Annotated in this window: 19 protein-coding genes and 3 pseudogenes; 8 read left to right on the forward strand and 14 right to left on the reverse strand. The window is 72.7% G+C overall.

What is annotated here, in order from left to right; all coding sequences use genetic code 11:
- Positions 1-71 precede the first annotated feature (71 nt).
- Positions 72-314: a hypothetical protein gene (locus GEV43_RS08235; RefSeq protein ID WP_160820165.1), complete on the forward strand. Its 243-nt coding sequence runs from the start codon at positions 72-74 to the stop codon at positions 312-314.
- Between the two features lie 244 nt (positions 315-558).
- Here GEV43_RS08235 and GEV43_RS08240 read toward each other — a convergent pair whose 3' ends face one another.
- Entirely contained in the window at positions 559-1377 is an 819-nt protein-coding gene (locus GEV43_RS08240) for a trans-aconitate 2-methyltransferase (protein WP_160820166.1), read from the reverse strand.
- A gap of 654 nt (positions 1378-2031) precedes the next feature.
- On the opposite strand from GEV43_RS08240, the gene GEV43_RS08245 reads away from it, so the two are divergent.
- The 3 genes and pseudogenes from GEV43_RS08245 to GEV43_RS08255 all read left to right on the forward strand — a co-directional run bounded on the left by GEV43_RS08245 (position 2032) and on the right by GEV43_RS08255 (position 3200).
- A complete protein-coding gene (locus GEV43_RS08245) occupies positions 2032-2550 on the forward strand; it encodes a MarR family winged helix-turn-helix transcriptional regulator (RefSeq protein WP_160820167.1) in 519 nt (172 codons plus the stop codon).
- A 152-nt stretch (positions 2551-2702) separates the two neighbouring features.
- Positions 2703-2840, forward strand: a pseudogene (locus GEV43_RS54685) (DUF2975 domain-containing protein); the annotation flags it as partial.
- Between the two features lie 135 nt (positions 2841-2975).
- Entirely contained in the window at positions 2976-3200 is a 225-nt protein-coding gene (locus tag GEV43_RS08255; protein ID WP_160820168.1) for a helix-turn-helix transcriptional regulator, read from the forward strand.
- Positions 3201-3246: 46 nt separating this feature from the next.
- Here GEV43_RS08255 and GEV43_RS08260 read toward each other — a convergent pair whose 3' ends face one another.
- The 7 genes and pseudogenes from GEV43_RS08260 to GEV43_RS08285 form a co-directional block, all read right to left on the reverse strand.
- Positions 3247-4356 carry an amidase gene (locus GEV43_RS08260; protein WP_160820169.1) on the reverse strand — a complete coding sequence of 370 codons (1110 nt, stop codon included), beginning with the start codon at positions 4354-4356 and terminating at the stop codon, positions 3247-3249.
- Between the two features lie 80 nt (positions 4357-4436).
- Positions 4437-6251 carry an ABC-F family ATP-binding cassette domain-containing protein gene (locus GEV43_RS08265; protein WP_160824390.1) on the reverse strand — a complete coding sequence of 605 codons (1815 nt, stop codon included), beginning with the start codon at positions 6249-6251 and terminating at the stop codon, positions 4437-4439.
- Positions 6252-6566: 315 nt separating this feature from the next.
- Positions 6567-7502 carry a 4-(cytidine 5'-diphospho)-2-C-methyl-D-erythritol kinase gene (locus GEV43_RS08270; protein ID WP_309240003.1) on the reverse strand — a complete coding sequence of 312 codons (936 nt, stop codon included), beginning with the start codon at positions 7500-7502 and terminating at the stop codon, positions 6567-6569.
- 99 nt (positions 7503-7601) lie between these two features.
- The gene (locus tag GEV43_RS49715) at positions 7602-7904 is read right to left on the reverse strand and encodes a hypothetical protein (protein WP_241682830.1); all 303 of its coding nucleotides are present in this window, start codon (positions 7902-7904) and stop codon (positions 7602-7604) included.
- Entirely contained in the window at positions 7901-8506 is a 606-nt protein-coding gene (locus GEV43_RS49720) for a hypothetical protein (RefSeq protein ID WP_241684124.1), read from the reverse strand. The genes GEV43_RS49715 and GEV43_RS49720 overlap by 4 nt, the downstream gene beginning before the upstream one ends.
- A 231-nt stretch (positions 8507-8737) precedes the next feature.
- Positions 8738-9588: pseudogene (rsmA, locus tag GEV43_RS08280) on the reverse strand (16S rRNA (adenine(1518)-N(6)/adenine(1519)-N(6))-dimethyltransferase RsmA); the annotation flags it as partial.
- Between the two features lie 31 nt (positions 9589-9619).
- On the reverse strand, positions 9620-10423 hold the full coding sequence (locus GEV43_RS08285) for a transglycosylase family protein (RefSeq protein WP_309239528.1): 804 nt from the start codon (positions 10421-10423) through the stop codon (positions 9620-9622).
- 706 nt (positions 10424-11129) lie between these two features.
- On the opposite strand from GEV43_RS08285, the pseudogene GEV43_RS08290 reads away from it, so the two are divergent.
- Positions 11130-11785 (forward strand): annotated as a pseudogene (locus GEV43_RS08290) (maleylpyruvate isomerase N-terminal domain-containing protein).
- A gap of 172 nt (positions 11786-11957) precedes the next feature.
- Here GEV43_RS08290 and GEV43_RS08295 read toward each other — a convergent pair.
- Positions 11958-12392, reverse strand: coding sequence for a helix-turn-helix domain-containing protein (locus GEV43_RS08295; protein ID WP_175250004.1), 435 nt, complete (start codon positions 12390-12392; stop codon positions 11958-11960).
- Between the two features lie 141 nt (positions 12393-12533).
- Here GEV43_RS08295 and GEV43_RS08300 point away from each other — a divergent pair, with 141 nt between their 5' ends.
- The gene (locus GEV43_RS08300; protein ID WP_206681091.1) at positions 12534-13235 is read left to right on the forward strand and encodes an SDR family oxidoreductase; all 702 of its coding nucleotides are present in this window, start codon (positions 12534-12536) and stop codon (positions 13233-13235) included.
- 84 nt (positions 13236-13319) lie between these two features.
- Here the strand turns inward: GEV43_RS08300 and GEV43_RS08305 are convergent, their stop codons facing one another.
- On the reverse strand, positions 13320-14144 hold the full coding sequence (locus GEV43_RS08305; RefSeq protein ID WP_160820172.1) for a TatD family hydrolase: 825 nt from the start codon (positions 14142-14144) through the stop codon (positions 13320-13322).
- Positions 14141-15934: a methionine--tRNA ligase gene (metG, locus tag GEV43_RS08310; protein WP_160820173.1), complete on the reverse strand. Its 1794-nt coding sequence runs from the start codon at positions 15932-15934 to the stop codon at positions 14141-14143. Before metG ends, GEV43_RS08305 begins: the two co-directional genes overlap by 4 nt.
- A gap of 198 nt (positions 15935-16132) precedes the next feature.
- Between metG and GEV43_RS08315 the strand changes: the two genes are divergently transcribed.
- A complete protein-coding gene (locus tag GEV43_RS08315; RefSeq protein ID WP_160820174.1) occupies positions 16133-17749 on the forward strand; it encodes a glycosyltransferase family 39 protein in 1617 nt (538 codons plus the stop codon).
- 21 nt (positions 17750-17770) lie between these two features.
- Here the strand turns inward: GEV43_RS08315 and GEV43_RS08320 are convergent, their stop codons facing one another.
- Both GEV43_RS08320 and GEV43_RS08325 read right to left on the reverse strand, forming a co-directional pair.
- Positions 17771-19555 (reverse strand): hypothetical protein, encoded by a 1785-nt coding sequence (locus GEV43_RS08320; protein ID WP_160820175.1) that lies wholly within the window; start codon positions 19553-19555, stop codon positions 17771-17773.
- A gap of 325 nt (positions 19556-19880) precedes the next feature.
- Complete coding sequence (locus tag GEV43_RS08325; protein ID WP_309239529.1) at positions 19881-21332, reverse strand: glycosyltransferase family 2 protein; 1452 nt, start codon at positions 21330-21332, stop codon at positions 19881-19883.
- A gap of 782 nt (positions 21333-22114) precedes the next feature.
- Between GEV43_RS08325 and GEV43_RS08330 the strand changes: the two genes are divergently transcribed.
- Positions 22115-23617, forward strand: coding sequence for a hypothetical protein (locus GEV43_RS08330; protein ID WP_309239530.1), 1503 nt, complete (start codon positions 22115-22117; stop codon positions 23615-23617).
- Positions 23618-24107: 490 nt separating this feature from the next.
- On the opposite strand, the gene rsmI is transcribed toward GEV43_RS08330, so the two are convergent.
- Positions 24108-24935, reverse strand: a complete 828-nt coding sequence (gene rsmI / locus GEV43_RS08335; protein WP_241683372.1) for a 16S rRNA (cytidine(1402)-2'-O)-methyltransferase — start codon at positions 24933-24935, stop codon at positions 24108-24110.
- Positions 24936-25099: the final 164 nt, after the last annotated feature.

The following is a 25099-nucleotide window of genomic DNA, read 5'->3' on the forward strand; positions in this document are numbered from 1 at the left end:
CCCGAGCCGTCCCGCCTCCCGCTCCAGAGCGCCCGCGGGGCCGCGCGGAGCCCCGGCGGCCGGAGGGGGCGGTGATCGCCCGGCGGATCCCGGACGCCGCCCGCGACCGCGACACCTCCGCCGACGACTGCGCGCTCGACTTCCTCTGCGATCTGGACGAGTCGCTCTGGATCCTGGAGGACACGCGCCGCGCCGAGGGCAACGCGTTCCGCGACGCCGCCCGGCAACGCGACCACATCAACGAGCTGAGGCGCCTGCTCCGACGCCTCCACGACGTCCTGCTCGACTGGGAGACCGACGCCCTCTCCCCCTGACCACCCCGATCACCCCAGCAGACCACTGACCGCCTACGACAAACCGGTGGCCGTCCGGAGTTCGTCCGGGCGGCCACCGGCCGGGGTCGCCGGCCTCGGATCGCAAGGCCGGGGTCTGCGGGGCCGCGCGTCTGCGATCATGTGATCGCCGCTCCGCGCGGCCGGTCTGGATGCCGCCCGCCCTCCGAGCTGGCACACCGCAGGGGAACGAGTCGCTTCCCTCGGACGGCGGGCGGCACCCCGTCTAGGTTCTCCGTCCGCGCTCCTCACGTCCCGCCACGACGAACACGCGCCGGAACGGGAAGACGGTGCCGTACGGAGCGGCGGGGTACGCCTCGCGCAACCTGGCCCGGTAGACGCCGAGGAACTCCTCGGTCTCCTCCGGGCCGAGCGCGGCCAGTACCGGGCGGAGGGCGGTGCCCTTGACCCACTCCAGTACCGGGTCTTCGCCGCCGAGCACCTGGGAGTACGTGGTCTCCCAGGCGTCCACCGAGCAGCCGAGTCGGGCGAGCAGGTCCAGGTAGCCGTCCGGACCGAGCACGGGCTCGTCCCGCACGGTCCCGGCCAGCCGGTCGCGCCAGCGCGGCGAGCGGCACAGCTCGCGGAGCACGACGTGGCTGGGCGCGCCGAAGTTGCCGGGCACCTGGAACGCGAGCCGTCCGCCGGGGGCCAGCGCGTCGATCCACCGCGGCAGCAGCTCGACGTGCTCGGGCACCCACTGGAGGACGGCGTTGGAGACGATCAGGTCGACCGGCCGGGACGGCCGCCACTCGGCGACGTCGCCGACCGCGAAGCCGAGCCGTCCGGGGATGGCGTGCACGCGGGCGGCGGCGATCATCTCCGCCGAGCTGTCGAGCCCGTCGACCACCGCGTCCGGCCAGCGGGCGGCGAGCCCGGCCGTGAGCTCGCCCGACCCGCACCCGAGGTCCACCACGTAGCCGGGAGCCGCGAGGTCCACCCGGGCCACGAGATCGGCGAACGGCCGCCCGCGCTCGTCCCCGAAGACCCCGTACTGCGCCGGATCCCAGGCGGGCCGCGCCGCGGCCCCAGCGTGTCTTGACATCAAGAGACAGGATGCCCGCCCCATATCTTGATGTCAAGACAGCCCCAGCCGACCCCAGCCCCCATGTCGCCCCCTCACCCCCGCCCTCTGTCCGCCCCCGCCCCCCGCCCCACTGGCGCCTGGCGACGGGCACCAGTCGGCTAGGGCCTGTCGGCGGGCGGGCAGCGAGCGGCTGTCGGCTGTCGGCTGTCGGCTGTCGGCCGCGCCCTGTCCGCCGTCCACCGCCTTGCCGTTCCCTGCCCCGCCGTTCCCTGCCCCGCCGTCCCCTGCCCCGGCGTTCCTCGCCCCGCCGTCCTCAGGCCCGCCGTCCCCAGACCCGCCATCCACTGGCCCCGCCGCCCTCAGTCCCACCGTCCGCTACTCCGCCGTCCGCTAACCCGCCATCTACTGCCCCGCCGCTCCCTGCCCCGCCGCTCCCAGTCCCGCCGTCCGCTGCTGCGCCGTTCGCTGCTGCGCCGTTCGCTGACCGCCGTCTGCTGGTCCGCGTCCTGGTTCCGCCAGCCCCTGCCCTCTGCCCCCGCCCTCTGCCGCCGCCCCCTCGTCCCCTGCCCACTGGTCCCCTGATCCCTGGTCTGCTGCCCACTGCTTGCCATGTCCTGGGTGTGGTCGTTGGCGGGACAGACGTCTCGATATCGAGACAGGTAGGCTGTCGTCATGGAGGATGAGGTCGACCGGCTGGTCCAGGCGTGGCTCACCGAACGCCCGGATCTCGACGTTCGGCCCTTGCAGGTCCTCAGCCGGGTCTCGCGCCTGGCCAGGCATCTCGACCGGGCGCGCCGCGCGGTGTTCGTCGACCACGATCTGGAGCCGTGGGAGTTCGACGTCCTCACCGCGCTGCGCCGCGCGGGGCGGCCCTACCAGCTCAGTCCAGGGCGGCTCCTGCACGCCACCCTGGTCACCTCGGGCACGATGACCAACCGCATCGACCGCCTCGCCGCGGCGGGTCTCGTCGAACGCCATCCCGACCCGCAGGACAAGCGCGGTGTCCTCGTCCGCCTCACCCCCGCGGGCCAGAGGCGGGTGGACGCCGCGTTCGCCGATCTCCTCGACCGCGAGCACGCCATCCTCGACGGGCTCAGCCCCGCGCAGCGCGACGATCTGGCCGCTCTCCTCCGCACCATCCTCGTCCCGTTCGACGCGGACGCCGAGTCTCCCCGCCCCACCACCGCCTAGCCGCCGCTCCGGTCGAGGCGCGGGGGGCGTTCGTTGGGCGGCGTCTACGGATCGTTGCCGCGGTCCTGGCCGGGATCTTCGGGCAGACCGTGGTGATCCCCACGACGGCGGCCGACGAGGTCGACAGATTCCCGCCTTACTCGCCGTTCGCCGTGCCGTACGCGACGGTCGCGATCATCGGCGTGGCCTGCGTGCAGGTCGCGCTGGTCGCGACGTGGATGCTGCTGTCCATGGTCCAGCGCGGCGCGATCTTCAGTCCGCGGGCCTTCCGGTGGGTCGACACCATCATCGCGTCCTCGGTCGTGGCGACGCTGCCGGCGCTCGGGGTCGCGGGGCACCTGGCCGTGGCGAGCATCCCCTCCCGACGACGGCATGCAGGTCGACAGCGCCCTGGCCGCCGCGGTCGCGAGCGCCGGGGTGGTCTGATGACGATCGTCGTCGACCTCGACGCCCAGCTCGCGAGGCGCCGCATGTCGGTCGGCGAGTTCGCCGCGGCCGTCGGGATCACCCCCGCCAACGTCGCCGTGCTGAAGAACGGCCGCGCCAAGGCGGTGCGGTTCACCACGCTCGACGCGTTCTGCCGCACGCTCGACTGCCAGCCCGGCGACGTGCTGCGCTGGGTACCCGACGAGCCCGCGAGCGAGATCTAGGCGTGTCGGTGGAGAGGGCCGTTGACGGACGGGCGGGACGGGCGGGTCAGGGTTGGGCTGACTCCAGGGCGGCGGCTATGCCGCAGAGGCGTTCCTCGGAGCCCGCGGGGCCGACGAGTTGGACGGCGGCGGGCAGGTGGGAGCCGGGCAGCGGGATGGGGACGGCCAGCGCGGGCAGGCCCGCGACGTTGATCGGGCCGGTGAGCATGGTGAGCAGCAGGTCGTCGTCGCCGGGCGGAGGTTCGGGCGCGACGCCGGCGAGGACGGGCAGGGCCAGGACGCCGTGGCGGGCGAGCAGGTCGTCCAGCTCGGCGCGGAGGGTCATGCGGACGTCGTCCGCCCAGTTCCGCCGTCCGGCGGCGGCCTCGTGCAGGACGTGCAGCCGCCGGTGCATCCGTTCGCTGATCTTGGACGGGTCGCCGAGCAGGTGGCGGTTCTGGGCGTACGCCTCCTGCCCGACGTAGACGCCGTTCGCCAGCGCGGCGTCCTGGTAGTGCTCGCAGGTCTCGTCGGTGAACGGGGCGAGGCGGCGCAGCGCGGCGTCCACGGCGGCGTCGACGGACGGGTCCACGTTGGCGACGCGCAGCCGCCCGATCGTCATGCCCGGGTCGTACGGCTCGGGGGTGAAGCCGGGCTCGATGAGGCCCATGCCGAGCACGACGGCGGCGACGTCGCGTCCCATCGGGCCGACGGTGTCGAGCGTCGGGGCGAGCGGGTAGACGCCGTCGAGGGGGACGCGGCCGTACGTCGTCTTGAGGGAGGCGATCCCGCAGCACGCCGCCGGGATGCGGACGGACCCGGCGGTGTCGGTGCCGAACGCGACGTCCGCCTCCCCCGTCGCGACGGCCACGGCGGAGCCCGAGGAGGAGCCGCCGGGCACGCGGGACGGGTCGAGGGGGTTGACCGGGGTGCCCGACCAGGGGTTCACGCCGTCGGCTCCGAGGCAGAACTCCGTCAGGTTGGCCTTGCCGACGACGCGTGCGCCCTGCGCGCGGGCGGCGGCGACCACGGGCGCGTCCGCCTCGGCGGGCTCCGCCCGTTCGGCCACCGCCCGGCTGCCCGCCGTGGTCGGCAGTCCCGCCACGTCGATCGCGTCCTTCACGGCCAGGCGCGGCCCGGTACCGGTTCCGTCGTGCTCGATGATCCATGTCGCCATTGACGGATCATGGCGATATCGAGGGATGAATACCAGACTTCCGAACGGACCGATTGGTCCGTTATCGGCTTCTCAGCGGGTCAGCCGACGTCCTCGGCGAGCATGAGCCACTCCTCCTCGACGCGGGCGGCCTCCGCCTGGACCTCCTTGAGCCGGGCGTCCAGCTCCTGGAGGCGCGCGTAGTCGGTCGCCGCCGCCGCGAGGTCCTCGTGGAGCTGCGACTCCTGCTTGGCGAGCTTGTCGAGGCGGCGTTCGAGCTTGTCGAGCTCCTTGCGGGCCTTCCAGTCCTGGCCGCTGCCCTTCGGCTTGCCCCCGTCGGACGGCGCGCCGCCCGTGGAGCCCGGACCGGCCGGCGCGGTCGCCGCCGCCACGGTGCCGCCCCGCGCGGGCGCGCCGCTGCCGGACGCCCTCGCGTCGGCCCGCCGCGCGAGGTACTCGTCGACGCCGCCGGGCAGCATCGCGACGCGGCCGTCGCCGAGCAGCGCGGCGACGCGGTCGGTGATCCGCTCCAGGAAGTACCGGTCGTGGCTGACGACGACGAGGGTGCCCGGCCAGCCGTCGAGGATGTCCTCGACCTCGGTGAGCGTCTCGATGTCGAGGTCGTTGGTCGGCTCGTCCATGAGCAGCACGTTGGGCTCGCCCATGAGCAGCCGCAGCACCTGGAGGCGCCGCCGCTCCCCGCCGGACAGGTCGCCGACGGGCGTCCACTGCCGGTCGCCCTGGAAGCCGAGGCGTTCCAGGAGCTGGCTCGCGGTCCACTCGCGCTTGCCGACGGTGATCCGGCGCTTGACCTCCTCGACCGACTCCAGCACGCGGCGCGCCGGGTCGAGCTCTTCGAGGTTCTGCGACAGGTGCGCGAGCTGGACGGTCTTGCCGCGCACGACCCTGCCGGCGGACGGCGCGACCGCGCCGTCGAGCAGCCGGAGCAGCGTGCTCTTGCCGCTGCCGTTCACGCCGACGAGGCCGATCCGGTCGCCCGGCCCGAGCCGCCACGTGAGGTCGTCGAAGATCGTGCGGTCGCCGAGGCGGACCGTGACGTCCTCAAGGTCGAAGACCGTCTTGCCGAGCCGCGCCGTCGCGAACCGCGTCAGCTCGACCGAGTCGCGCGCGGGCGGCTCGTCGGCGATCAGCGCCTGCGCGGCGTCCACCCGGAACTTGGGCTTGGACGTGCGGGCCTGCGGGCCGCGCCGCAGCCACGCGAGCTCCTTGCGCAGCAGGTTCTGCCGCTTGGTCTCGGTGGCGGCGGCGATGCGGGACCGTTCGGCCTTGGCCAGGACGTACGCCGAGTAGCCGCCCTCGTAGCGCTCGACCCGGCCGTCCACGACCTCCCAGGTGCGCAGCGTCACCTCGTCGAGGAACCAGCGGTCGTGCGTGACCAGCAGCAGCGCCGTCTTCCGGCGCTTGAGGTGCCGGGCCAGCCAGTCGATCGCCTCGATGTCGAGGTGGTTGGTCGGCTCGTCCAGGATCAGCAGGTCGGTCTCGGGCACCAGCAGCCGGGCGAGCGCGATCCGCCGACGCTCGCCGCCGGACATCCCGGCGAGCGGCGCGTCGAGGTCGAGGTCGCCCAGCAGCCCGCCGAGAACGTCGCGGGCGCGGGTGTCGCCCGCCCACTCGTGCTCGGCGCGGTCGCCGAGCACGACGCTCCGCACGGTGTCGCCCTCGGCGAACTCGTCCCGCTGCGTCAGGTAGCCCAGGCGCACCCCGCGCGCGTGCGTGACGCGCCCGGAGTCGGGCTCGGTCTCCCTGGCCAGGATCGACACCAGCGTGCTCTTGCCGCCGCCGTTGCGGCCGACGACGCCGACGCGGTCGTCGTCGTCGAGGCCCAGCGACACCGCGTCGAGGAGCGGCTTCGGCCCGTACGCCTTGCCGACGTTCTCAAGATTGATCAGATTCACGACACCGTCAAGGCTAGTCCAGTCCGGAACCCGGCCGGTCTTCCCGCCCGTCCGCCGGGGCGCCTGCGGCGGGAATGCCTGCGGCGGAAGAGCCTGCGGCGGAAGAGCCTGCGGCGGGAACGGCCCCGGAGCGCCAGACCCCGGCGGGTGCCAGCCGGGCGGGCCGGGGCGGATGCCGCGCCTGCGGGCGGCGGCGACCACGCCCAGGATGATCACGACCAGGACGGCGATCGGAACGAGGACGATCACTGCCAGGACGATGATGGCCATCGGTACCTCTCGTCGGGGATCGGCGGGGGGCGTCGGCGGGGGCGGTCAGCAGATCGTCGCCCCGGGCACGGGGCCCGTCGCGCGCACGACCGAACGGGCGACGCCCGCGCCGTCCAGCCCGGCCGCGAGCTCGGCGGCGTGCTCGGCGTCGTCGGCGAGGAACGCGCAGGTCGGCCCGGACCCCGACACGACGGCGCCGATCGCGCCGTAATCGCGCCCGGCCTCGATCGTCCGGTCCAGCGAGGGGCGCAGGGACAGCGCGGCGGGCTCCAGGTCGTTGGCGAGCGCCGCGCCGAGCGCCTTGGCGTCGCCGGTGGCGAGCGCGGTCATCAGCTCCTCGGACACCTCCGGCCGGCCCGCCGGTTCGCCGTCCGCCTCGCGGATCCGGTCGCACTCGGCGTAGACGGCCGGGGTGGACAGCCCGCCGTCGGCCGTCGCGAACACCCAGTGGAACGTGCCGCGCGTCAGCGCCGGGGTGAGCCGTTCGCCGCGCCCGACGCCGATGGCCGTACCGCCGAGGACGGCGAACGGCACGTCGCTGCCGAGCAGGGCGCCCATCTCCATCAGGTCGTCGCGGCAGAGCCTCGGCTCGTCCGGGTCGTCCCACAGCCGCGCGCAGGCGACCAGCGCGGCGGCGGCGTCGGCGCTGCCGCCCGCCATCCCGCCCGCGACCGGGATCGCCTTGCGGATCCGCAGCGTGACGCGGGGGTCGGCGCCGAGCCGGTCGGCGACGATCAGCGCGGCGCGCACGGCGAGGTTGTCGCCGTCCACCGGCACCCCGCCGACCGCGACCCGCGCGCCCGGCGCCGCCTCGACGGCCACCTCCGGGCCCGTCCCGCCCGAGGCCGTCCCCACCGCGGCGGTCACCTCGTCGAAGAGGGACACGGCGTGGAAGACGTTGACGAGGTCGTGGTAGCCGTCGTCGCGGATCGGCCCCACGCTGAGCTGAAGGTTCACCTTCGCCGGGACGCGTACGCTCACTGCGGTCACGCCACGAAAGCGTACGGGACGGCGGCCCCACCGGCGCCCCGCGCGCGAACGGGACGCCGCGCCCACCGCCCGCCCGCGGGGCCGCGAGTGTCAGTCTCCGCTGGTGACGGGGAGGTTGCGGGGGTTGAAGTAGGGGGTGGTGGCGAACTCGCGAAGGGCGGAGACGGCGTGCTTGTCGCCGCCGACGGTGAACCTGCGGCGCTTGTCGCGGGCGTCCTCCGCCTGCTCGTCGGAGTTGAAGTAGACGACCGCCTTGACCTGCGGGTCCTGGAGGGTCTGGCTGGCCTTGCGGAGCCACTCGGCCCGGCGTGCGCCGTACGCCTTCGGCACTCCGAACTCGGCGATCATGATCGGCTTCGGCCGGCTCCGGGCCCACTGGAGGAACAGCTTCACCGACTCCGACAGGTCCCGGTAGTCGTAGTCGCCGCCCGGCTGCGCGTCCGCGCAGATCCAGTCGACCTGGTCGTCGCCGGGGTAGTACGCGGGGCGTTGCGCCCGCCGAACCCGCGCGCCGTGGGGCACCAGACCCACGCGACGTTGTCGACCTTCTCGGCCTTGAAGATCCCCCGGATGTGCTTCCAGGCCGTGACGAAGTCGTCCGGCGAGTGCACCTTCTTCTCCAGGTTGCCCTTGTCCATGTCGCGCTGCCAGCGCAGGAACACCGGCTTGCCGGTGGCCTTGATCGCCCGCGCCCGCGCCCGGATCAGCCCGTCGTGCCTGCCCTTGGCGATCTCCTTGGTGTCGGCGCCCGTCCAGGTCAGCAGCAGGTACCGGTTGCCGCTCAGCACCGACTCGTCGTCCTCGGTCGGGAAGTCGGCCTTCCAGCCCCGGTAGCTCTGCACGATGTCGAGCTGCCGTCCGAGGTCGCGCTCGAACCCGACCACCGGCCCCATCCCCGGCTTCCCGGCGTCCTTGCCGCCCGTCCCGCCGTTCTCGCCGGACGGCTTGGACGGCGACGTCCCGCCGGACGGGCGGGTGGATGTGGGCGAACTCACCGGGCCGTCCGGCGGCACCCACGCGCCGAAGTAGGCGCCCTGCCGGGGCGGGGTCGGGGCCACACCGGCGCGGGCCGTGGTCTTGATCTTCGGGGCGGCCCCGGCGCCGTCACTGCATCCGGCCGCCCGGCCGCCGCGACCGCCAGCACGGCCAGCGCCGCCGCGGGCACCCCCGTCCGCGAACGCCCCTTCACCATGGTCCTCCGCCTCTTTCCCGTCCAGTGCGCCCCCAGGACGATACTGGGCAACCCGGGCGAAGGCGGCCACGTCCAGCGCTTCGCCCCGAGCTTGTGGATCAACGTCCGCGGAACGCAGCGCCCGTTCCGCCCCGCGGCCGACCCGGCCCACCCGGCCAGCGCGGCGCGCAGCGTCTTGCGGCGCTGCGCGAACGCCGCGTCGATCACCGCGAACACCTCCTCGCGCGTCGCGGTGGTCTCCGGCGGCTCGCCCCGGGTGAACGCGACGAGCCCCGAGTCGACGTTCGGGACCGGCCAGAACACGCCCCGCCCGACCGGCCCGGCCCGCCGCGCCGTCCCGTACCAGGCGAGCTTCACCGAAGGCACCCCGTAGATCCTGCCGCCGGGCGAGGCCACCATCCGGTCGGCGACCTCGGCCTGCACCATGACCAGCGCCCGCCGCAGCGACGGCAGCGTGGCCAGCAGGTGCAGGACGACCGGGACCGCGACGTTGTAGGGCAGGTTGGCGACCAGCGCCGTCGGCTCGTCCCCGCCCGGCAGGCCGCCGATCCGCAGCGCGTCGTCCCGCACCACGTCCAGCCGCCCGGCCAGCTCCGGCTCGCGCGCCGCCACCGTCGCCGGGAGCGCCGCCGCCAGCGCCGGATCGATCTCCACCGCCACGACGCGGCGCGCCTCCGGCAGCAGCGCCAGCGTCAGCGAGCCGAGCCCCGGCCCGACCTCGACGACCACGTCGTCCGGGCTCAGCTCCGCCGTACGGACGATGCGCCGCACCGTGTTGGCGTCGATGACGAAGTTCTGCCCGAGCGTCTTGGTCGGCCGGATGCCCAGCCGCCCGGCCAGTTCGCGAACGTCGGCCGGGCCGAGCAAACCCTGTCTGTCCCCCACCGCCCCAGTCTCTCAGGTCCGCGAAGCCGTTCTAGGAGAACAGGAACCGTCCGCAGTTGGGCCACTGCCCCTGCCAGCGCCCGTTCACCTTGTTGTAGAGAAGCTGGGCCCGGTAGGTCTGCTCCCCCGGCGAGGCGTCCGACGGCTTGCCCGAGCCCCCGACGGACGCCCACGACTGGAGCGAGAACTGGTAGAGCCCGTAGTAGCCGGCCGGGTTCACGGCCTTCGGATTGTTGTGCGACTCACACGCGGCGAGCCCCCGCCAGTTGAGCCGGGCCGCCGAACCGCCGCCCCCCGCCTGCGGCCCCACCGCCAGGATCCGCGCCACCGGCTTGCGCTTGACCTTCTCCGAGATCACGGCCTTGACCTTCTTGCCGCGCCGCTTGACGTACGCCAACTTGACGATCTTGATCCCGGCCCGCCCCTTGCGCAGCTCCTTCTCGCTCCACGGCGGCACCTTCGAGCTCTTCTTCTTGATCGTCGGCGCCGGCGTCCGCACCACCCTGGTCACCGGCTTGGACAGCAGCCGCGTCACCTTGATCACCTTGCCGGCCGGCGCCCGCCGCGGCGGCGCGACCAGATCGTGCTTCCCGAGCGCGATCCGCGCCTGCTGCAACACCTGCTCGACCGTCGTCCCGGTCGTCATCGTCTCGCTGCGCTTCTTGTCGACCACGATGACCACCTTCCGGGGCGCCGGAGCGCTCACCTTGGGCGCATCGGCGACCGGCGCGGTGTTCGCGGCCTTGGCCTTCCCACCGCCCCCTCCTCCGCATCCGGCCGTCAGCACCGCCGTGGCGAGCAGCAGAACACCAGTGGTCGTGGGGAGTCGGCGCACCTTGTTCCTCCAGGGCCAACCGGGCGCGGGGGGGGATGCCCGGACAACTGCCAGACCATAGAGCCCCGCCCCGCCCTCCCGCCACCTCATCCCCCAATCCGCACCCATCTCCGCCCCCGCGTCCGGTCGGCGCATCGGCCTGGCCCTCCGCTCTACTTGGCGATCACTGCCCTGCCCCTCTGCGCGCCGCTCCCTGGCCTTCCACGGCTTCCGCCGCCGTGCGCCGTGGTGCGCCCGCCGTGTGTCACCCTCCGCCGCCGTTCTCGGCCATTCGCTGCCTTCCGACCGGCTGCCTTTATGCGACCCTCCGCGCCAGAAATGGCCTGCCCTCACCCCGGCGTCCTTCTCGCCACTTCAACCGCGTTCGTCTCGCGATCCGCATAACGACTTCGCAGCCGGTTTGCTCGCCTTGGCTATCGTCCGGACTATCGCGCGTCCCGTAGGAGCCCGTACTTGAGCTTGATGCGCGGATGCTCGTACAGGGACGTCCAGACGGGGCCTGGCATGGTGAATGCGGCCGTTTTCGCAGATCGTCCGTGGCCTCCGTCTGGCCGGCCGACGCAACGAGGCGGGTTCGTGCGTTTGTGGCTCTGATGAGCGTCGGGCCATCAGAAGTAGGGCAAGTCGCGTGGACGCGGTGGGCTGGAAGGAGCGCTTGCCGGAAATGTGCTTGTCCGCGATTGCGGCGCCGCACTAGCTTGCCGATGTGGATCTCTTCTCGCGTTCTTGGGCGGCGCTGCGTACGGCGGTCGCCGAACTCCCCGACGAGGATTTCGCGCAGCCCTCCGGCTGTGCGGGCTGGCTCGTACGGGACCTGGCGTGCCATCTGATCATCGACGCTCAGGACGTCCTGATCACCCTCGTGACCCCCGCCGATACGGAGCCGACGCGCGACTCGGTGACCTACTGGAACGTCGCCGACACCCCGCCGACCGGCGACGACCCGCTCGACGCGCTGATCGTCCGGCTGGCCGCCGCGTATGAGGAGCCTCGGCTGCTCAAGTTCCATCTGGACGACCTCGGCGCCGCCGCGGGCCGCGCCGCCGAACTCGCCGATCCCGCCCTGCGGGTCAGCACCCAGGACATGGTCCTCACCGCGGGCGACTACCTCTCCGCGTACGTCCTGGAATGGACGCTGCACCACCTCGACCTGGTCGCGCACCTCCCGAACGCGCCCGGCCCCCGACGGAAGGGCTCGCCCGGACCCGCGAGATGCTGGAGCAGATCGCCGGTACCGCGTTCCCCGCCTCGTTCTCCGACAAGGACGCACTGCTGGTCGGCACCGGACGGCGTGCCCCCACCAGTGCGGAGAAGGCCGAACTAGGCGAGCTGGCCGCGAGACTCCCGTTCGTCCTCGGTTGAACGTCCAGCGGCAGTCAGGGACGTGGGCGGGAGGCTGGGCCGCATCGTTCAGCCGCATGGCCAGGGGGACGAGCGGAAGGCCGGGCCGCGCCGCTTAGTCGCGACCGGGGACGGCGGTCACGGGGGCAGGGGGGCCAGGTCGCGTCGTTCAGCGGGGGCGGCGGGACGGTGGTCAGGGGTGGGGGCGTGGGGGGTGGACGGCGTCGTAGTGGCGGCGGTTGTGGTTGATCTCGTGTCGGTGTGAGGTGGCCCAGTCGCCGAGGGCGACGACGGAGTCGAGGAGGGTCGTGCCGAGTTCGGTGAGGGCGTAGTCCACGCGCGGGGGGACGCTCGCGTGGACGGTGCGCGTCAGCAGGCCGTCGCGTTCGAGTTGGCGCAGCGTCAGGGTGAGCATGCGCTGGGAGATTCCGGTTACGGCGCGGTGCAGTTCGCCGAAGCGCAGGGTGCGGTCGCGGAGCTGGCCGATGATCAGGATGCTCCACTTGTCGCCGATCAGCGAGAGGATCTGGAGCACCTGCCGGCACTCTTCCTCGTCCGGCTCGGGGACGTCGTTGAGCTCTGGGGCTCCGCCGGACGCTGGTTTGTCGCTCGGCCTTCGCGGCGCCAAGGGTTACCTCCATGTGCGTAGCCGACATGAATGTGCCGTCTTGTCACGGTTCTTAGTGACAGATCATGCTGCTACGAACAAACAGTAAGCGGTCATCGGGCCTGGTAGGGCCCTGGCCGCTGGGGTGGGAGAGGATCTGCCGTGGTGAAGACGCTCGTTGTGGTCGGGGCCGGGCCTGGGCTGGGGATGGGGGTGGCTCGCGCGTTCGGCCGCCGTGGTTTTCGGGTCGGGCTGATCTCGCGGTCCAAGGAGAACCTGGAGACGTTGGTGGGCGAGCTGGCCGAGTCGGGGATCGACGCCTCCGGGTTTCCCGCCGACATCCGCGATCGGGACGCGCTGGCGGCCGCCCTGGGCGCGGTGAGGGACGCGTTCGGGCCGATCGACGTGCTCGAGTACAGCCCGAGTCCTACGGGGACGATCACCAATGCCGTCCAGACCACGGTCGAGGCCGCCACTGAGCAGTGGGAGCTGCACGTGCTGGGCGCGGTGACCGCGGTGGGTCAGGTGCTGCCGGACATGCGGGCCAGAGGCGAAGGCACGCTGCTGCTGACCACCGGGGTCTCTTCGACGGTTCCCGCGCCTTTCCTGGCCAATGTGGGGCTTGCCATGGCCGGTCTGCGCAACTGGGCCCATGCCCTGCACGCCGAGCTCAAGCCCGAGGGCGTTCACGTGGGAACGGTGACGATCGCCGCCGGTATCGTCCCCGGCGGCGAAGCCGATCCCGATGCCATCGGCGACCGCTACTACCGCATGTACGAGCAGCGAGACCAGGTCGAACAGGTCATCGGTGATTTGGAGGCGTTCCGTGCCCTCGTCGCCCAGTGGGACGGCGGACACGGCTGAGCGGTCACGTCGATCGGCAACCTCGTCCGGGCCCGTTGGGCCCGGCCGGGTCCGTACGGGCGGGTGGGCGGGCGACGGGGCTGGTCACCAGGGGCCGAAGACGCGTTCGCCCGTGGTGGCTATGGCGGTGCAGAGGTCGGAGACGTCGACGTTCTTGACCTCGGCCATGAAGCGGACCGTGTGCGGGATCAGGTAGGACGCGTTGGGCTTGCCCCGGTGCGGGACGGGCGTGAGGAACGGGGCGTCGGTCTCGACGAGGATGAGGTCCAGGGGGGCGACGCGGAGGGCTTCGCGGAGGGGGTCGGCGTTCTTGAAGGTGATGTTGCCGGCGAAGCTCATCACGTAGCCGCGTTCGGCGCAGACCTTGGCCATGGCGGCGTCGCCGGAGAAGCAGTGGAAGACGACGGTGTCGGGGGCGCCTTCTTCGCGGAGGATGCGCAGGACGTCGTCGTGGGCGTCGCGGTCGTGGATGACCAGGGCCTTGCCGGTGCGCTTGGCGATGTCGATGTGGCCGCGGAAGGAGCGGTGCTGGTCGGCCTTCGGCGCCCAGTCGCGGTAGTAGTCGAGGCCGGTCTCGCCGATGGCGCGGACCTTGGGGTGGGCCGCGAGGGCGGCGACGTCGTCGAGGACGGCGTCGGTGATGCCCGTGGTGTCGTTGGGGTGGATCGCCACGCCCGCGTACACGTCGTCGAACTCGGAGGCGAGGTCGGTGCTGAGGCGGGAGCTCGGCAGGTCGACGCCGATCGTGACGATGCGGGCGATGCCCGCGGCGCGGGCCGAGGCGAGCTGCTCGGCCGCGGGGGTATCGACCAGGTCGAGGTGGCAGTGGCTGTCGAAGACGTCCACGGGGAGGCGCTCGGGCAGGGGCGCGTACCTCTTGGGCGCCTGGCCGTCCTCGTCGCGCTTCACGGGGTCTCCAGCCGGGCGAGCTCCTCGTCCACGACGGACGGGTCGAGCTTCTTGAACAGCGGCGTCGGCTTGGCGAGGGGGACGCCCGGCTTGATGGGCACGGACTCCCAGCGCGCCGCCGTCGCGTAGTCGCCGGTGAGGATCGGGTAGTCGGGGCCGCCCTCCTCGGAGACGGTCTCCAGCCGCGGCATGCCGCTCCACTCGCCCTCGCCGCCGAGGAGCTCGTAGACCTTCTGGGACGAGTTCGGCAGGAACGGGGTGAGGAGCGACTTGGCGTCGTCCACGACCTGGAGGGCGGTGTGCAGGATCGACTGGACGCGCGCCGGGTCGTCCTTGAGCTTCCAGGGGGCCTGGTCGGACAGGTACTTGTTGGCGTCGCGGACGACGTCGAGCGCCTCGGTGATCGCGTTCTTGAAGCGGGAGCGCTGGAGCTCGGCTCCGACGGCGCCGAACGCGTCGCGGCTGCGCCGCATGAGCGCGCGGTCGGCGTCGGTGAGGTCGCCCGCCTCGGGGACGGCGCCGAAGTTCTTGGCGGCCATGTTGACGGAGCGGTTGACGAGGTTGCCCCAGGCGGCGACGAGCTCGTCGTTGTTGCGGCGGACGAACTCCGACCAGGTGAAGTCGGTGTCCTGGTTCTCGGGGCCGGCGACGGCGACGTAGTAGCGCAGGGCGTCGACGTCGTAGCGGTCGAGGAAGTCCTTGACGTAGATGACCACCTGGCGGGACGAGGAGAACTTGCGCCCCTCCATCGTCAGGAACTCGGAGGAGACCACCTCGGTCGGGACGTTGAGGCCGCCGAGGCCGCCGGGGCTGCCGCCCCTGTCGCCCTGGCCGCTGTAGCCGAGCAGCATCGCGGGCCAGATCTCGGCGTGGAAGACGATGTTGTCCTTGCCCATGAAGTAGTACGACAGGGCCTCGGGGTCCTGCCACCAGGCGCGCCACGCCTCGGGGTCGCCGGTGCGGCGGGCCCATTCGACCGAGGCGGAGAAGTAGCCGACGACGGCGTCGAACCAGACGTAGAGCTTCTTGGCCGGGTTCTCGCGCCAGCCGTCGAGCGGGATGGGGACGCCCCAGTCGAGGTCGCGGCTGATCGCGCGGGGCTGGAGGTCGTCCAGGAGGTTCAGCGCGAACTTCAGGACGTTCGGGCGCCACTGGCCCTGCTTGGACCGCAGGTAGCGGCCGAGGACCTCGGTGAACGCCGGGAGGTCGAGCATGAAGTGCTCGGTCTCGACGAACTTCGGCGTCTCGCCGTTGATGCGGCTCACCGGGTTGATCAGGTCGACGGGGTCGAGCTGGTTGCCGCAGTTGTCGCACTGGTCGCCGCGCGCGCCGTCGTAGCCGCAGATCGGGCAGGTGCCCTCGATGTAGCGGTCGGGCAGGGTGCGGCCGGTGGACGGCGAGATCGCGCCCATCGTCGTCTTCGGGAAGATGTAGCCGTTGTCGTGCAGGCCCTTGAACAGCTCCTGGACGACGGCGTAGTGGTTGAGCGTGGTGGTGCGGGTGAACAGGTCGTACGACATGCCGAGGCCGTGCAGGTCCTCGGCGATGACCCGGTTGTAGCGGTCGGCCAGCTCGCGGGCGGTCACGCCCTCCTTGTCGGCCTGCACCTGGATCGGCGTGCCGTGCTCGTCGGTGCCGCTGACCATCAGGACCTGGTTGCCCGCCATCCGCTGGTACCGGCTGAACATGTCGGCGGGCAGCGCGAACCCGGAGACGTGGCCGATGTGGCGGGGCCCGTTGGCGTACGGCCAGGCGGGCGCGGTCAGGATGTGTCGGCTGGGCGAGGACATGGTCCAAGAGTAGTCGCGTCCGCCCCTCCGGCCGCACCCGCGCGGGCCGGCCCGCGCAGGCGCGCCGGCGGGTTCCTGGGAAGTTGCTGGAGATCGGCTCCGGACGGGCCGGGGGCGGCGGGCGGACCAGTAGCCTGGTCCGGCGTACTGTCGCGGTCACCGCACGCGAAGCACCCCAGGCGAAGGCTGAAACGAGGCATGGTCCAGTCCACGGCCGGAGAACCCGCCGTCCAGGAAACCACGACGGCCGAACGGCGACGGAATCGCTGGCGGGGGCTCCGGCGGCGCCGGGTCCTGTGGCTGTCGGCGGCCGTCGCGGCGTGCGGCGTCCTGGCGCAGTGGGTGATCATGCCGCCGCCGCTCTACTTCGACCCGTACTACGTGTGGCTCGGGGCGCGGGACTGGCCGGACGTCCCGCTGACCCGGTGGCCGTTCTCGGAGGTGCCGCACCAGGTCACGCGGATCGGGCTCGTGCTGCCCGCGCGGCTGGTGCAGGAGGTCCTCGGGCCGGGGCAGCTCTCGTACTTCGTGATCGCGGCGGCGGGCGGGTGCCTGTTCTTCGTCGGGACGTACCTGGTGGTGCGGTCGCTGTTCGGGGACGTCGCGGGCGTCGCGTCGGCGCTGCTGCTGATGGTCCATCCGTTCTTCACGATGACCAACCCGTACGGCCACGAGATCACCTGGTCGATGGGCGTGATGCTGCCGGACATGCCGGGCGCGGGGCTGTTCGCGTGCGGGATGGCGGCGCTGGTGGTCGCGAGCCGCCGGAAGGGACGCGCTCAGACGCGGTTCCTCGTGGCGGCCGGGCTGCTGTTCGGGACCTCGTTCCTGGTGCGGGAGTTCCTGGCGTTCCTGTTCCTGATGATCCCCGCGTACGTCGCGCTGCTGCGCATCCCGTGGCGCAGGAACGTCACGATCGGGATCCCGATGGTCGCGATCCTGGTGTTCAACCTCGTCCACAACACCCTGGTCTGGGGCAACCCGCTCGCCGGGCTGCGGTCGGCCGCGGGGCACGGCGGGCAGTCCCGCGACTACGTGACGCGGGACCTGGCGCTGCGGTCGTTCCTGCGGGCCATGCACGACTGGCAGCCGCTCGGGCTGGTCTTCACCGGGGCGCTCGCCCTGATGCTCGTCGGCTGGCTCGTCACCCGCGACCGGCGCCTCGCGCTGTGCCTGGTGTGGTTCTTCACGCTGGCCGTCCCGCTGACGCTGCTGTCGGGGGTGCTCGACCCCAACGACATCTCGCTGCGCGCCTGGCTGTCGCGGTACTGGTTCTCGGTGTTCCCGCCGCTGCTGGCGGGCGGTTTCGGCTCGCTGATCCTGATGGGGCGGATGCTGCCGTCCGGGTGGGTGGCGCGCTTCCGCCTCCGTACGGTCGTCGCGCCCGTCCTCGCGGTCGCGCTGGGCGGGGTGTACGTCGCGTCGGCCGTGACGGCCGTGCCCGACCTGCCGCGCGACCACGCGTGGAACGAGCTGCGCGGCTGGCTGAAGAGGCACGACGGCGACGTGAAGCTGATCTGCGCCGACCGGCGGCTGGCGCAGACGCTGACGTTCTACACCCGTTCGATGTGGGGCGACGTGCAGTGGCATGGGCAGATCCGCGACTTCCCGCACGATCTCGGGTCGGTGCCGCGGGACGCCCTCCAGGGGCCCATGCTCTTCACGCGGTGGCGCGGCCAGGAGTCGCAGATCGCGGGCGGCTGGCAGCCGACCGCCGCCGCGGGCTGGCGGCTCATGTGGCGTTCCTCGGACGGCGTCCTGACCGTCTGGAACCCGCCGCCCAACGCCGCCACCCCCACGCCCCAGGGCGGCTGACCGCGCGAGAACGGCCGGGGGTCACGGGGCCTGGAGCCTGGACCAGGCCACCCAGTCGCCCTGCGGCGTGCGGCGGCTGTCGACGATCTTCCAGCCGGCGGGGGCGCCGCCGCGCCACGTGGAGGTGGCGGCCGTGTCGCGGGGCCAGTTGAGGACGACCAGGTCGGCGCGGGCGGGCGGCCTGTAGTAGCGGGCGTCGAAGACCTCGGCGTCGCTCCACCAGGCCCAGTAGTAGTGCGACAGGCGGATCGTCCACGGGACGTTCCAGTCCACGGCCAGGTCGGTGTGGGAGCGGAGGTTCTTGACGCCGGTGAGCTCGGTGTAGCCGCTGAAGTCGCGGACGAGCGGCTGCGCGATCCGTTCGGTGGCGGTGGCGACCATGGCGAGGTCCACGGCGGCGAGGAGGGACGCCAGCAGGACGGCGCCGCGCCGGGGCAGGCGGGTCGCGACCAGCGCCAGGCCGAGGAGGGTGAGGCCCGCGACGGTGGCGGGCCAGAGCCGGAACGCGTGCCAGTCCCAGGTGAGGAACGAGGTCTCGGGGAAGTCGTACGGCGTGAAGGTGTACCTGCGGAGCCTGTCCCCGGCGTACCACTGGACGACGGCCGCGGCCAGCAGCGTGCAGGCCGCCGCGGCGCCCGACGCCCGCAGCAGGGCGCGGCGGGGCGCCCTCAGCAGGACGGCGGCGCCCACCGCGAACAGGACCGGCGTGATGCACGCCAGGTAGCGGCCGTAGACGTAGTTGCCGATGCGGTACTCGTCCGGGAGCGCGCCGGAGGTGGCGAACGCGATGCCCGCCACGATCGCGAGGACGCCGAGGGCGAGGGCGCGCAGCCGTCCGCCGGTGTCGCGGCGGACGGCGGCGGCGGCCACGGCGACGAGGCCGACGGCGGCGAGCCCGCCCGTGGCGACGGCCTGGTACCAGAGCTGGCCGGTGCCGAGCGACAGCATCCAGCCCCAGCCGTCCTGGGTGGTGAGGCGGCGGGCGAGGTTGCCGCTGAGGTCGTTGTCGCCGCCCGGGTACAGGTGCGGGAGCAGCCAGCGGTTGAGCAGCGTCCCGGCCCCGGCGGTGGCCGCGAGCACGGCCCCGGGAACGGGCAGCGCGCGCCAGGGGCGCCAGCGGAACGCGAGCGCGGCGGCGACGAGCGCGACGTGCACCAGCAGGAGGATGACGCCGCGGGTATGGCAGGCGTACGCGTACGCGGCGAGGAACGCGGCGCCGGCCCCGCAGAGCGTCGCGCGGGCGCCGCCGTCGCGCGCGGTCAGCCAGGAGTGCAGCAGCAGCAGCCACCCGATCACGATCACCGGGAGGACGGCGTCGGTGAGCGCGAAGCCCGCGTAGAAGACCGTTCCGGGCAGCAGGGCGGTGACGTGCGCGAACAGGTACGACCGCCGCCTGGTCACCTGGAGCCGCCGCAGCAGCACGTACGCCAGGGGCAGCATCGCGGCGCTGATCAGCGCGTTGACGACCAGGGCGATGCGGTAGACGGTGACGGGATCGTCCGAGATCCAGAACGCGGGGGTGAGCAGCAGCGCGTACCCGCCCCGGTAGACCGTGCCGTACGACATGTCGGCGTCGGGGCCGCCGGTCATCACCCGGGCCGCGAACAGGTAGCCCGTCTCGTCGGGCGTCGCGACCGGCATGACCTGGCCGAGGTCGAACCAGAGCCGGACGGCGACCTGCGCGAGCCAGCCGCCGAGGAACAGCAGCAGCCACCTGCGGCGCCGGCGCGCCGCCGCGTCCGCCCGCGGGTCGGCGGTCGCGGTGGTCGTCGGGGCGACGGTGACCGGCGCGGTCTCGGTGCTCATCGCCCCGTCACCACCACCCGCCCCGCGTCCACCGCCGGACGCCCGGCCTCCGCGGGCACCGGGGGCCCGGCGAGCCGGGGCCGGGGCCTGGGCCTGGGCCGCGCGGCACGGTGGGAACAGGGTCGAAGATCCATCGCCGAGTCAGCCTGTCACAGTCCTCCCGGAGCTTCGGCCGCGCCCCGGAAACACTCAGCAACTTCTCGGACTTCGTCCCGGATGGTGAGACCGCCCGCACCGAACGCGACCACGAGTACGGGCACGAGCGCCGCGTCGCGCGGATGGGCGAGAGGCACGCACCGGGGACAAACCGGGGACCGAACCGGGATCAGCTCTCGGACCCGGCCTCGCCGTCGTCCGCGGCCTTGCTCTCCGGCGCCTTGGTGCTCTTGGCGCTCGTCGTGCTCTTGCCGCTGGTCGTGCTCTTGGTGCTCGTCGTGTTCTTGGCGCTCTGCTTGCTCGTGCCCTGCTTGCCCTTGACGGTGGCGGGCTCGGGGTCCTCGTCCGGGGCGGCGTTCTCGCCGTCGCCGGTGGTCTCGGCGGCCTGCTCCGCGGCCCTGCGCTCTCCGGCGACCTTGTGGGCGGCGGCGTCGACGACTCCGGCGGCCTCCTCGGCGGCGTCGGTGAGCGGCGGGTGCTGGCGGCGGCGGATGCCGAGGATGCTGACGAACAGCGAGGCGAAGATCGCCTGGAGGCTCATCACCAGGGCGGTGGCGGCCGGGACGACGATGCGCAGGGAGTGCCGGGGGTCGAGCTCGCCGAAGCTGTTGACGCGCCAGTGCAGCAGGGACGCGACGAGGCCCGCGAGGCCCGCGACGGCGAGCAGGCCGCCGAGCAGCACGCCGCGTTCGAGGCTCCACCAGTCGATGATCTTCTGCACCCGGCGGTCGTGCGGCAGGAAGCCCTCCTGCATCGCGTACACCTTCGTGAGCAGCGCGAACAGCACCGCCTGGAAGCCGATCACGAGCGCGGCCGACGCGCCGACGAGGGTGTCGACGTCGAAGGCGATCTCCCCGACCGTGACCGGCCCGGTGGACAGCGCGATCCCCGCGACGAGCCCGAGCGTCATGAAGACCAGGCCCGGGATCAGGAACAGCCAGCGCGGGCTGTAGAGCAGGAGGAAGCGCAGGTGGCGCCAGCCGTCCCGCCAGGTGTTGAGGTGGGGGGAACGGGTCCGGCCGTCCGGCGAGAGGGTCGTCGGGACCTCGCGGATGTCGTACTTCTGGAGCGTGGCCTTGACCACCATCTCGCTGGCGAACTCCATGCCGCCGGTCTGGAGGCCGAGCCGCAGGATCGACTCCTTGTTGAAGGCGCGCAGCCCGCAGTGGAAGTCGCCGATCTTGCTGCCGAAGAACAGCCGCCCGACGAAGCTGAGGACGGGGTTGCCGAGGTAGCGGTGCAGCGGCGGCATGGCGCCGGGCGCGATGCCGCCCTTGAACCGGTTGCCCATCACCAGGTCGGCGCCGTCGCGGAGCTCGTCGAGGAACGGCCCGAGGGTCGTGAAGTCGTACGAGTCGTCGGCGTCGCCCATCGCGACGTAGCGGCCGCGCGCGGACCGGATGCCGCCCATGAGGGCGTTGCCGTACCCCTTGTCGACCACGGGCACGACGCGCGCCCCCGCGTCGCGGGCGAGCTGCTGGCTGCCGTCGGTGCTGCCGTTGTCGGCGATGACGACCTCGCCGTCGATGCCGCTGTCCTCAAAGAAGCCGATGGTCTTGCGGACGCAGGTCTCGACCGTTTCGGCCTCGTTCAGACATGGCATCACTACGGAGAGTTCCACGCGATCTCCTTCGTTACCCCTGGTGACCGTCTGCGGTATTTTCAACTAATCTCTTCATGTTCCGCTGAGCGGCCCGTCGACGTTCATGATGCCTGCCGGGGACGGGTGATGCGCGCCGCTCTGTACAAGAGCAGCCGTATCGTGTTGCCTACTTGCAACCTGAAGACCCTCTCCGCCACGGCCGCGGGCGGCAGGCTAGGACGACAAGCATACGGGCACCGCGGCCCGGAAAGGTTGGGTCGGCTTTGACACGCGCTGAAGAACGCAGTGCCACCGATCCGGGGGCCGGAAAGCGAAGGGAAGGTGCGGCAGTGGCGGGGGATTCGCCGCACGGCACCATGCTCGACGATGCGGATCGGAATGGCTCTGACCAGCGCGGTCCCGGCTCGCCCGGGGCGTTGGACAAGCCGGGCGGGGCGGCCGGCGAGACCGCCGGGAAGGCCGCGGACAAGTCCGCCGGAACGGTCGGGGGAACGGCGTCCGCGGTGCCCGCCGCGCCGTCCGCGAACCGGTCCGGGGCTTCCGGCAAATCTTCCGGCAAGAGGGTCAAGACTTCCCCCGTGACCACCGTTGGGGCGGATAAAGCGGTCGATTCAGGTGAGGACTCCGGCGACTCGGCCGGCGCCCCGGCCGACGGACCGGCCGGCGGCGCGGCCCGCGGGGCGGTCCGCCCTTCTGCCTGGGAGCGGGGGCGGGACCGGATGCGCGGGAGAGTGCGGGAGGCGCTGCGCGGCGGTGTCCGAAACCGGGTACGCGATGGTGTCCGGAACGGCCCTCCCGCCGTGGCCGAGAGGGTCCGGAGCGGGACGGTCCGGCTGTGGGCCGCGGCCCGGAGGCACCCGTTCTTCGCTGTGATCCTCGCCATAGCGGCGCTGCTGCGGGCCGTCGCGATGGTCGGCTACACGCCGGCGATGTTCTTCAACGACTCGTTCGACTACCTGCACGTGGCGATGCAGCCGTACCCGCACCCGCTGCGCCCGGACGGCTACTCGTTCCTGCTGATCGCGCTCAAGCCGTTCCACAGCTTCGCGCTGGTCACCGGGATCCAGCACCTCATGGGCCTGGCCATGGGCGTGATGATCTACGCGCTGCTGCGGCGGAAGTTCGGCGTGTGGAAGTGGGTGTCGGCGGTCGCGACGGCGCCGGTGCTGCTGGACGGCTACCAGATCCAGCTCGAGCACCTGATCCTGTCCGACACGATGTTCACCTTCCTGGTGATGTGCGCGGTCACGCTGCTGCTGTGGCACGACCGCCCGTCCTGGCGGATCGCCGCCTCGGTCGGGCTGATCATCGGCCTGTCGTGGCTGACCCGCTCGGTCGGCGCGCCCGTGCTGCTCGGCGTGCTGACGTACATGCTGATCCGCCGGGTCGGCTGGCGGATGCTGGCGGTCACGACCGTCGCCTGCGCGCTGCCGGTCGTGTCGTACATGGGCTGGTACAAGGCCGACAGCGGCAAGTTCGCGATCACCGAGAGCAACGGGATCTTCCTGTTCGCCCGGGTCTACAAGTTCGCCGACTGCCACCGGATGGACGACCTGCCGGTCAGCGAGATGATCCTGTGCACCGAGCCCGGCAACCGCCTGCCGAACTCGCAGGACGGCATCTGGAACGTCAAGTCGCCGCTCAACCGCTACACCGGCAACCGGTTCGGCCCGTACCAGAACAGCCTCGCCAACGACTTCTCCAAGCGGGCCATCCTCGCCCAGCCGGTCGACTACGCCAGGGTCGTCGGGCACGACTTCCTGCGGGTCTTCCAGTGGAAGCGCACGACGTTCCCCGACCCGGCGACCTACGGCCAGTACGAGTTCGGCAAGACCACCAAGGAACTGCCCGACTGGCACATGGACGCCGACTCGATCGCGTCCGCCGAGGCCAACGCGTACGAGCGCGGCCGGGCCCGCACCAAGATCATCGAGCCGTTCGGCACCGCGATCCGCGTCTACCAGGACCACGTCTACCTGCGCGGCACGATGGTCGGGCTGATCCTGCTGGTCGGGCTCGGCGGGATGGTCCCGATGTGGCGCCGCTTCGGCGGCCGGGCGCTGCTGCCGTGGACGCTCGCGACCGGCCTGCTGCTGGCGCCGGCCGCGACGGCCGAGTTCGACTACCGGTACGTCCTGCCCGCCGTTCCGCTCGCGTCGCTCGCCGCCGGGATCGCGTTCTCCCCCGAGGTCCGCGAACGCTACGCCGCGCTCGCGCGCAGGCTCCGCCCGGCCACCGGCGCGGAGGCCGCGCCGCCGACCGGGCCCGTCGAGGAGAAGGTCCCCGAGGTCGCCGCGAAGTAGCGCCCGCGCAGGGGGCGGCTCTGTCGCAGCCGCCCGGCAGGGGGCGCGGCTCCGGCGGCGGGTTACCCCAGGCGTGCAGGCGGCGGAGACGGAAGACCAGTTCCAGGTCGTTGCCGCGCCGGGCCGGGGGCACCTCCTCGCGCCGGTTCCACGGGGCCGCGAACGCCTTGACGTTCTGGCTCTGGCAGTTCGGGCAGACGTGGTCGGTCCAGGGCGTGGTGCACTGGTGGCCGTCGTGCGCGTAGACGGCGACCTCGCCGCCGTGCCCGTCCCCGGTGTGCCTCACGTCGAACTGCTCGTCCCAGGTCGTCAAGCAGCACAGGCACTCGTACACCCATGCCTCGTGGCTCGACCATGCTTCGTGCATGGCCCTCACCCCTCGGTGACGCCACCAAGCGCTCGGACCTCCAACGCGGCCCAGGGCGCGCTGCCATAGGACTCATGCCCCGGAACGGGGCTTCTGGACCGTTCTGATCAGGTGACTCTTCGGTTATTTCCTGGCAGCGACCACGGCGTCGTAAACGAGGCGCTTCGGGACGCCGTTCTCCTTGGCGACCTCGCCGATGGCCTGCTTGCGCGGCGTTCCGGCGGACTCGCGCGCCGCGACGGCGGCGGCCAGGTCGGCGGGGTCGGACAGCCCCTCGGGCTCGGGCGCGCCGCCGACGACGAGGGTGATCTCGCCGCGCACGCCGTCCCGCGCCCAGCCGGCGAGGTCGGCGATCGGGCCGCGCCGGACCTCCTCGTAGGTCTTGGTCAGCTCGCGGCACACCGCGGCGGGACGGTCCGCGCCGAACGCCTCGGCCATCGCGCCGAGGGTCGCGGCGAGCCGGTGCGGGGCCTCGAAGAAGACCATCGTGCGCGGTTCGTCCGCGAGGCCCGCGAGGCGCCGCGCCCGCTCGCCGGGCTTGCGGGGCGGGAAGCCCTCGAAGCAGAACCGGTCGGTCGGCAGCCCCGAGACCACCAGGGCGGTGGTCACGGCGGACGGCCCCGGCAGCACGGTGACGGGCACGTCCTCGGCCACCGCGGCGCGCACCAGCCGGTAGCCGGGGTCGGACACCCCCGGCAGCCCGGCGTCGGTGATCACCAGGACGTCGCGGCCCGCGAGCAGGTCGCCGAGCAGCTCCTCGGCGCGGGCGCGCTCGTTCTGGTCGTAGTACGACACGATGCGCGCCCCGTGCACGTCGACGCCGAGGTCGGACGCCAGCCGCCGCAGCCGCCGGGTGTCCTCCGCCGCGATGATCCCCGCGCCCGCGAGCGCCGCGCGCAGCCGTTCCGAGGCGTCCCCGGCACGTCCGATCGGCGCCGCGGCCAGCAGCAGCCTCCCGGACGGGTTCGCGGACGCGTCCCCGGGCGCCTCCGCCTCGCCGTTCGCGTTCGTTTCGACGTCCGCGTTCGTGCCCTCGGTGTCCGTTTCGTTGGCCGTCACGTGGCCATTGTCCCCGCCGGGCGGGCCGCGCCGGGACGGGGACGACCCGATCGGTA

Origin of the sequence: Actinomadura sp. J1-007, from assembly GCF_009793335.1 — a bacterium.
Taxonomy (GTDB): Bacteria; Actinomycetota; Actinomycetes; order Streptosporangiales; family Streptosporangiaceae; genus Spirillospora; species Spirillospora yumaensis.

Bases quoted from the DNA above. Each gene is read 5' to 3' on its own strand.
- GEV43_RS08255 (WP_160820168.1), top strand. From the start codon at position 2,976: ATGACGATCGTCGTCGACCTCGACGCCCAGCTCGCGAGGCGCCGCATG.
- GEV43_RS08315 (WP_160820174.1), top strand. From the start codon at position 16,133: ATGGTCCAGTCCACGGCCGGAGAACCCGCCGTCCAGGAAACCACGACG.
- metG (WP_160820173.1), bottom strand. From the start codon at position 15,934: ATGTCCTCGCCCAGCCGACACATCCTGACCGCGCCCGCCTGGCCGTAC.
- GEV43_RS08320 (WP_160820175.1), bottom strand. From the start codon at position 19,555: ATGAGCACCGAGACCGCGCCGGTCACCGTCGCCCCGACGACCACCGCG.
- GEV43_RS08245 (WP_160820167.1), top strand. From the start codon at position 2,032: ATGGAGGATGAGGTCGACCGGCTGGTCCAGGCGTGGCTCACCGAACGC.
- GEV43_RS08240 (WP_160820166.1), bottom strand. From the start codon at position 1,377: ATGTCAAGACACGCTGGGGCCGCGGCGCGGCCCGCCTGGGATCCGGCG.
- GEV43_RS08260 (WP_160820169.1), bottom strand. From the start codon at position 4,356: ATGGCGACATGGATCATCGAGCACGACGGAACCGGTACCGGGCCGCGC.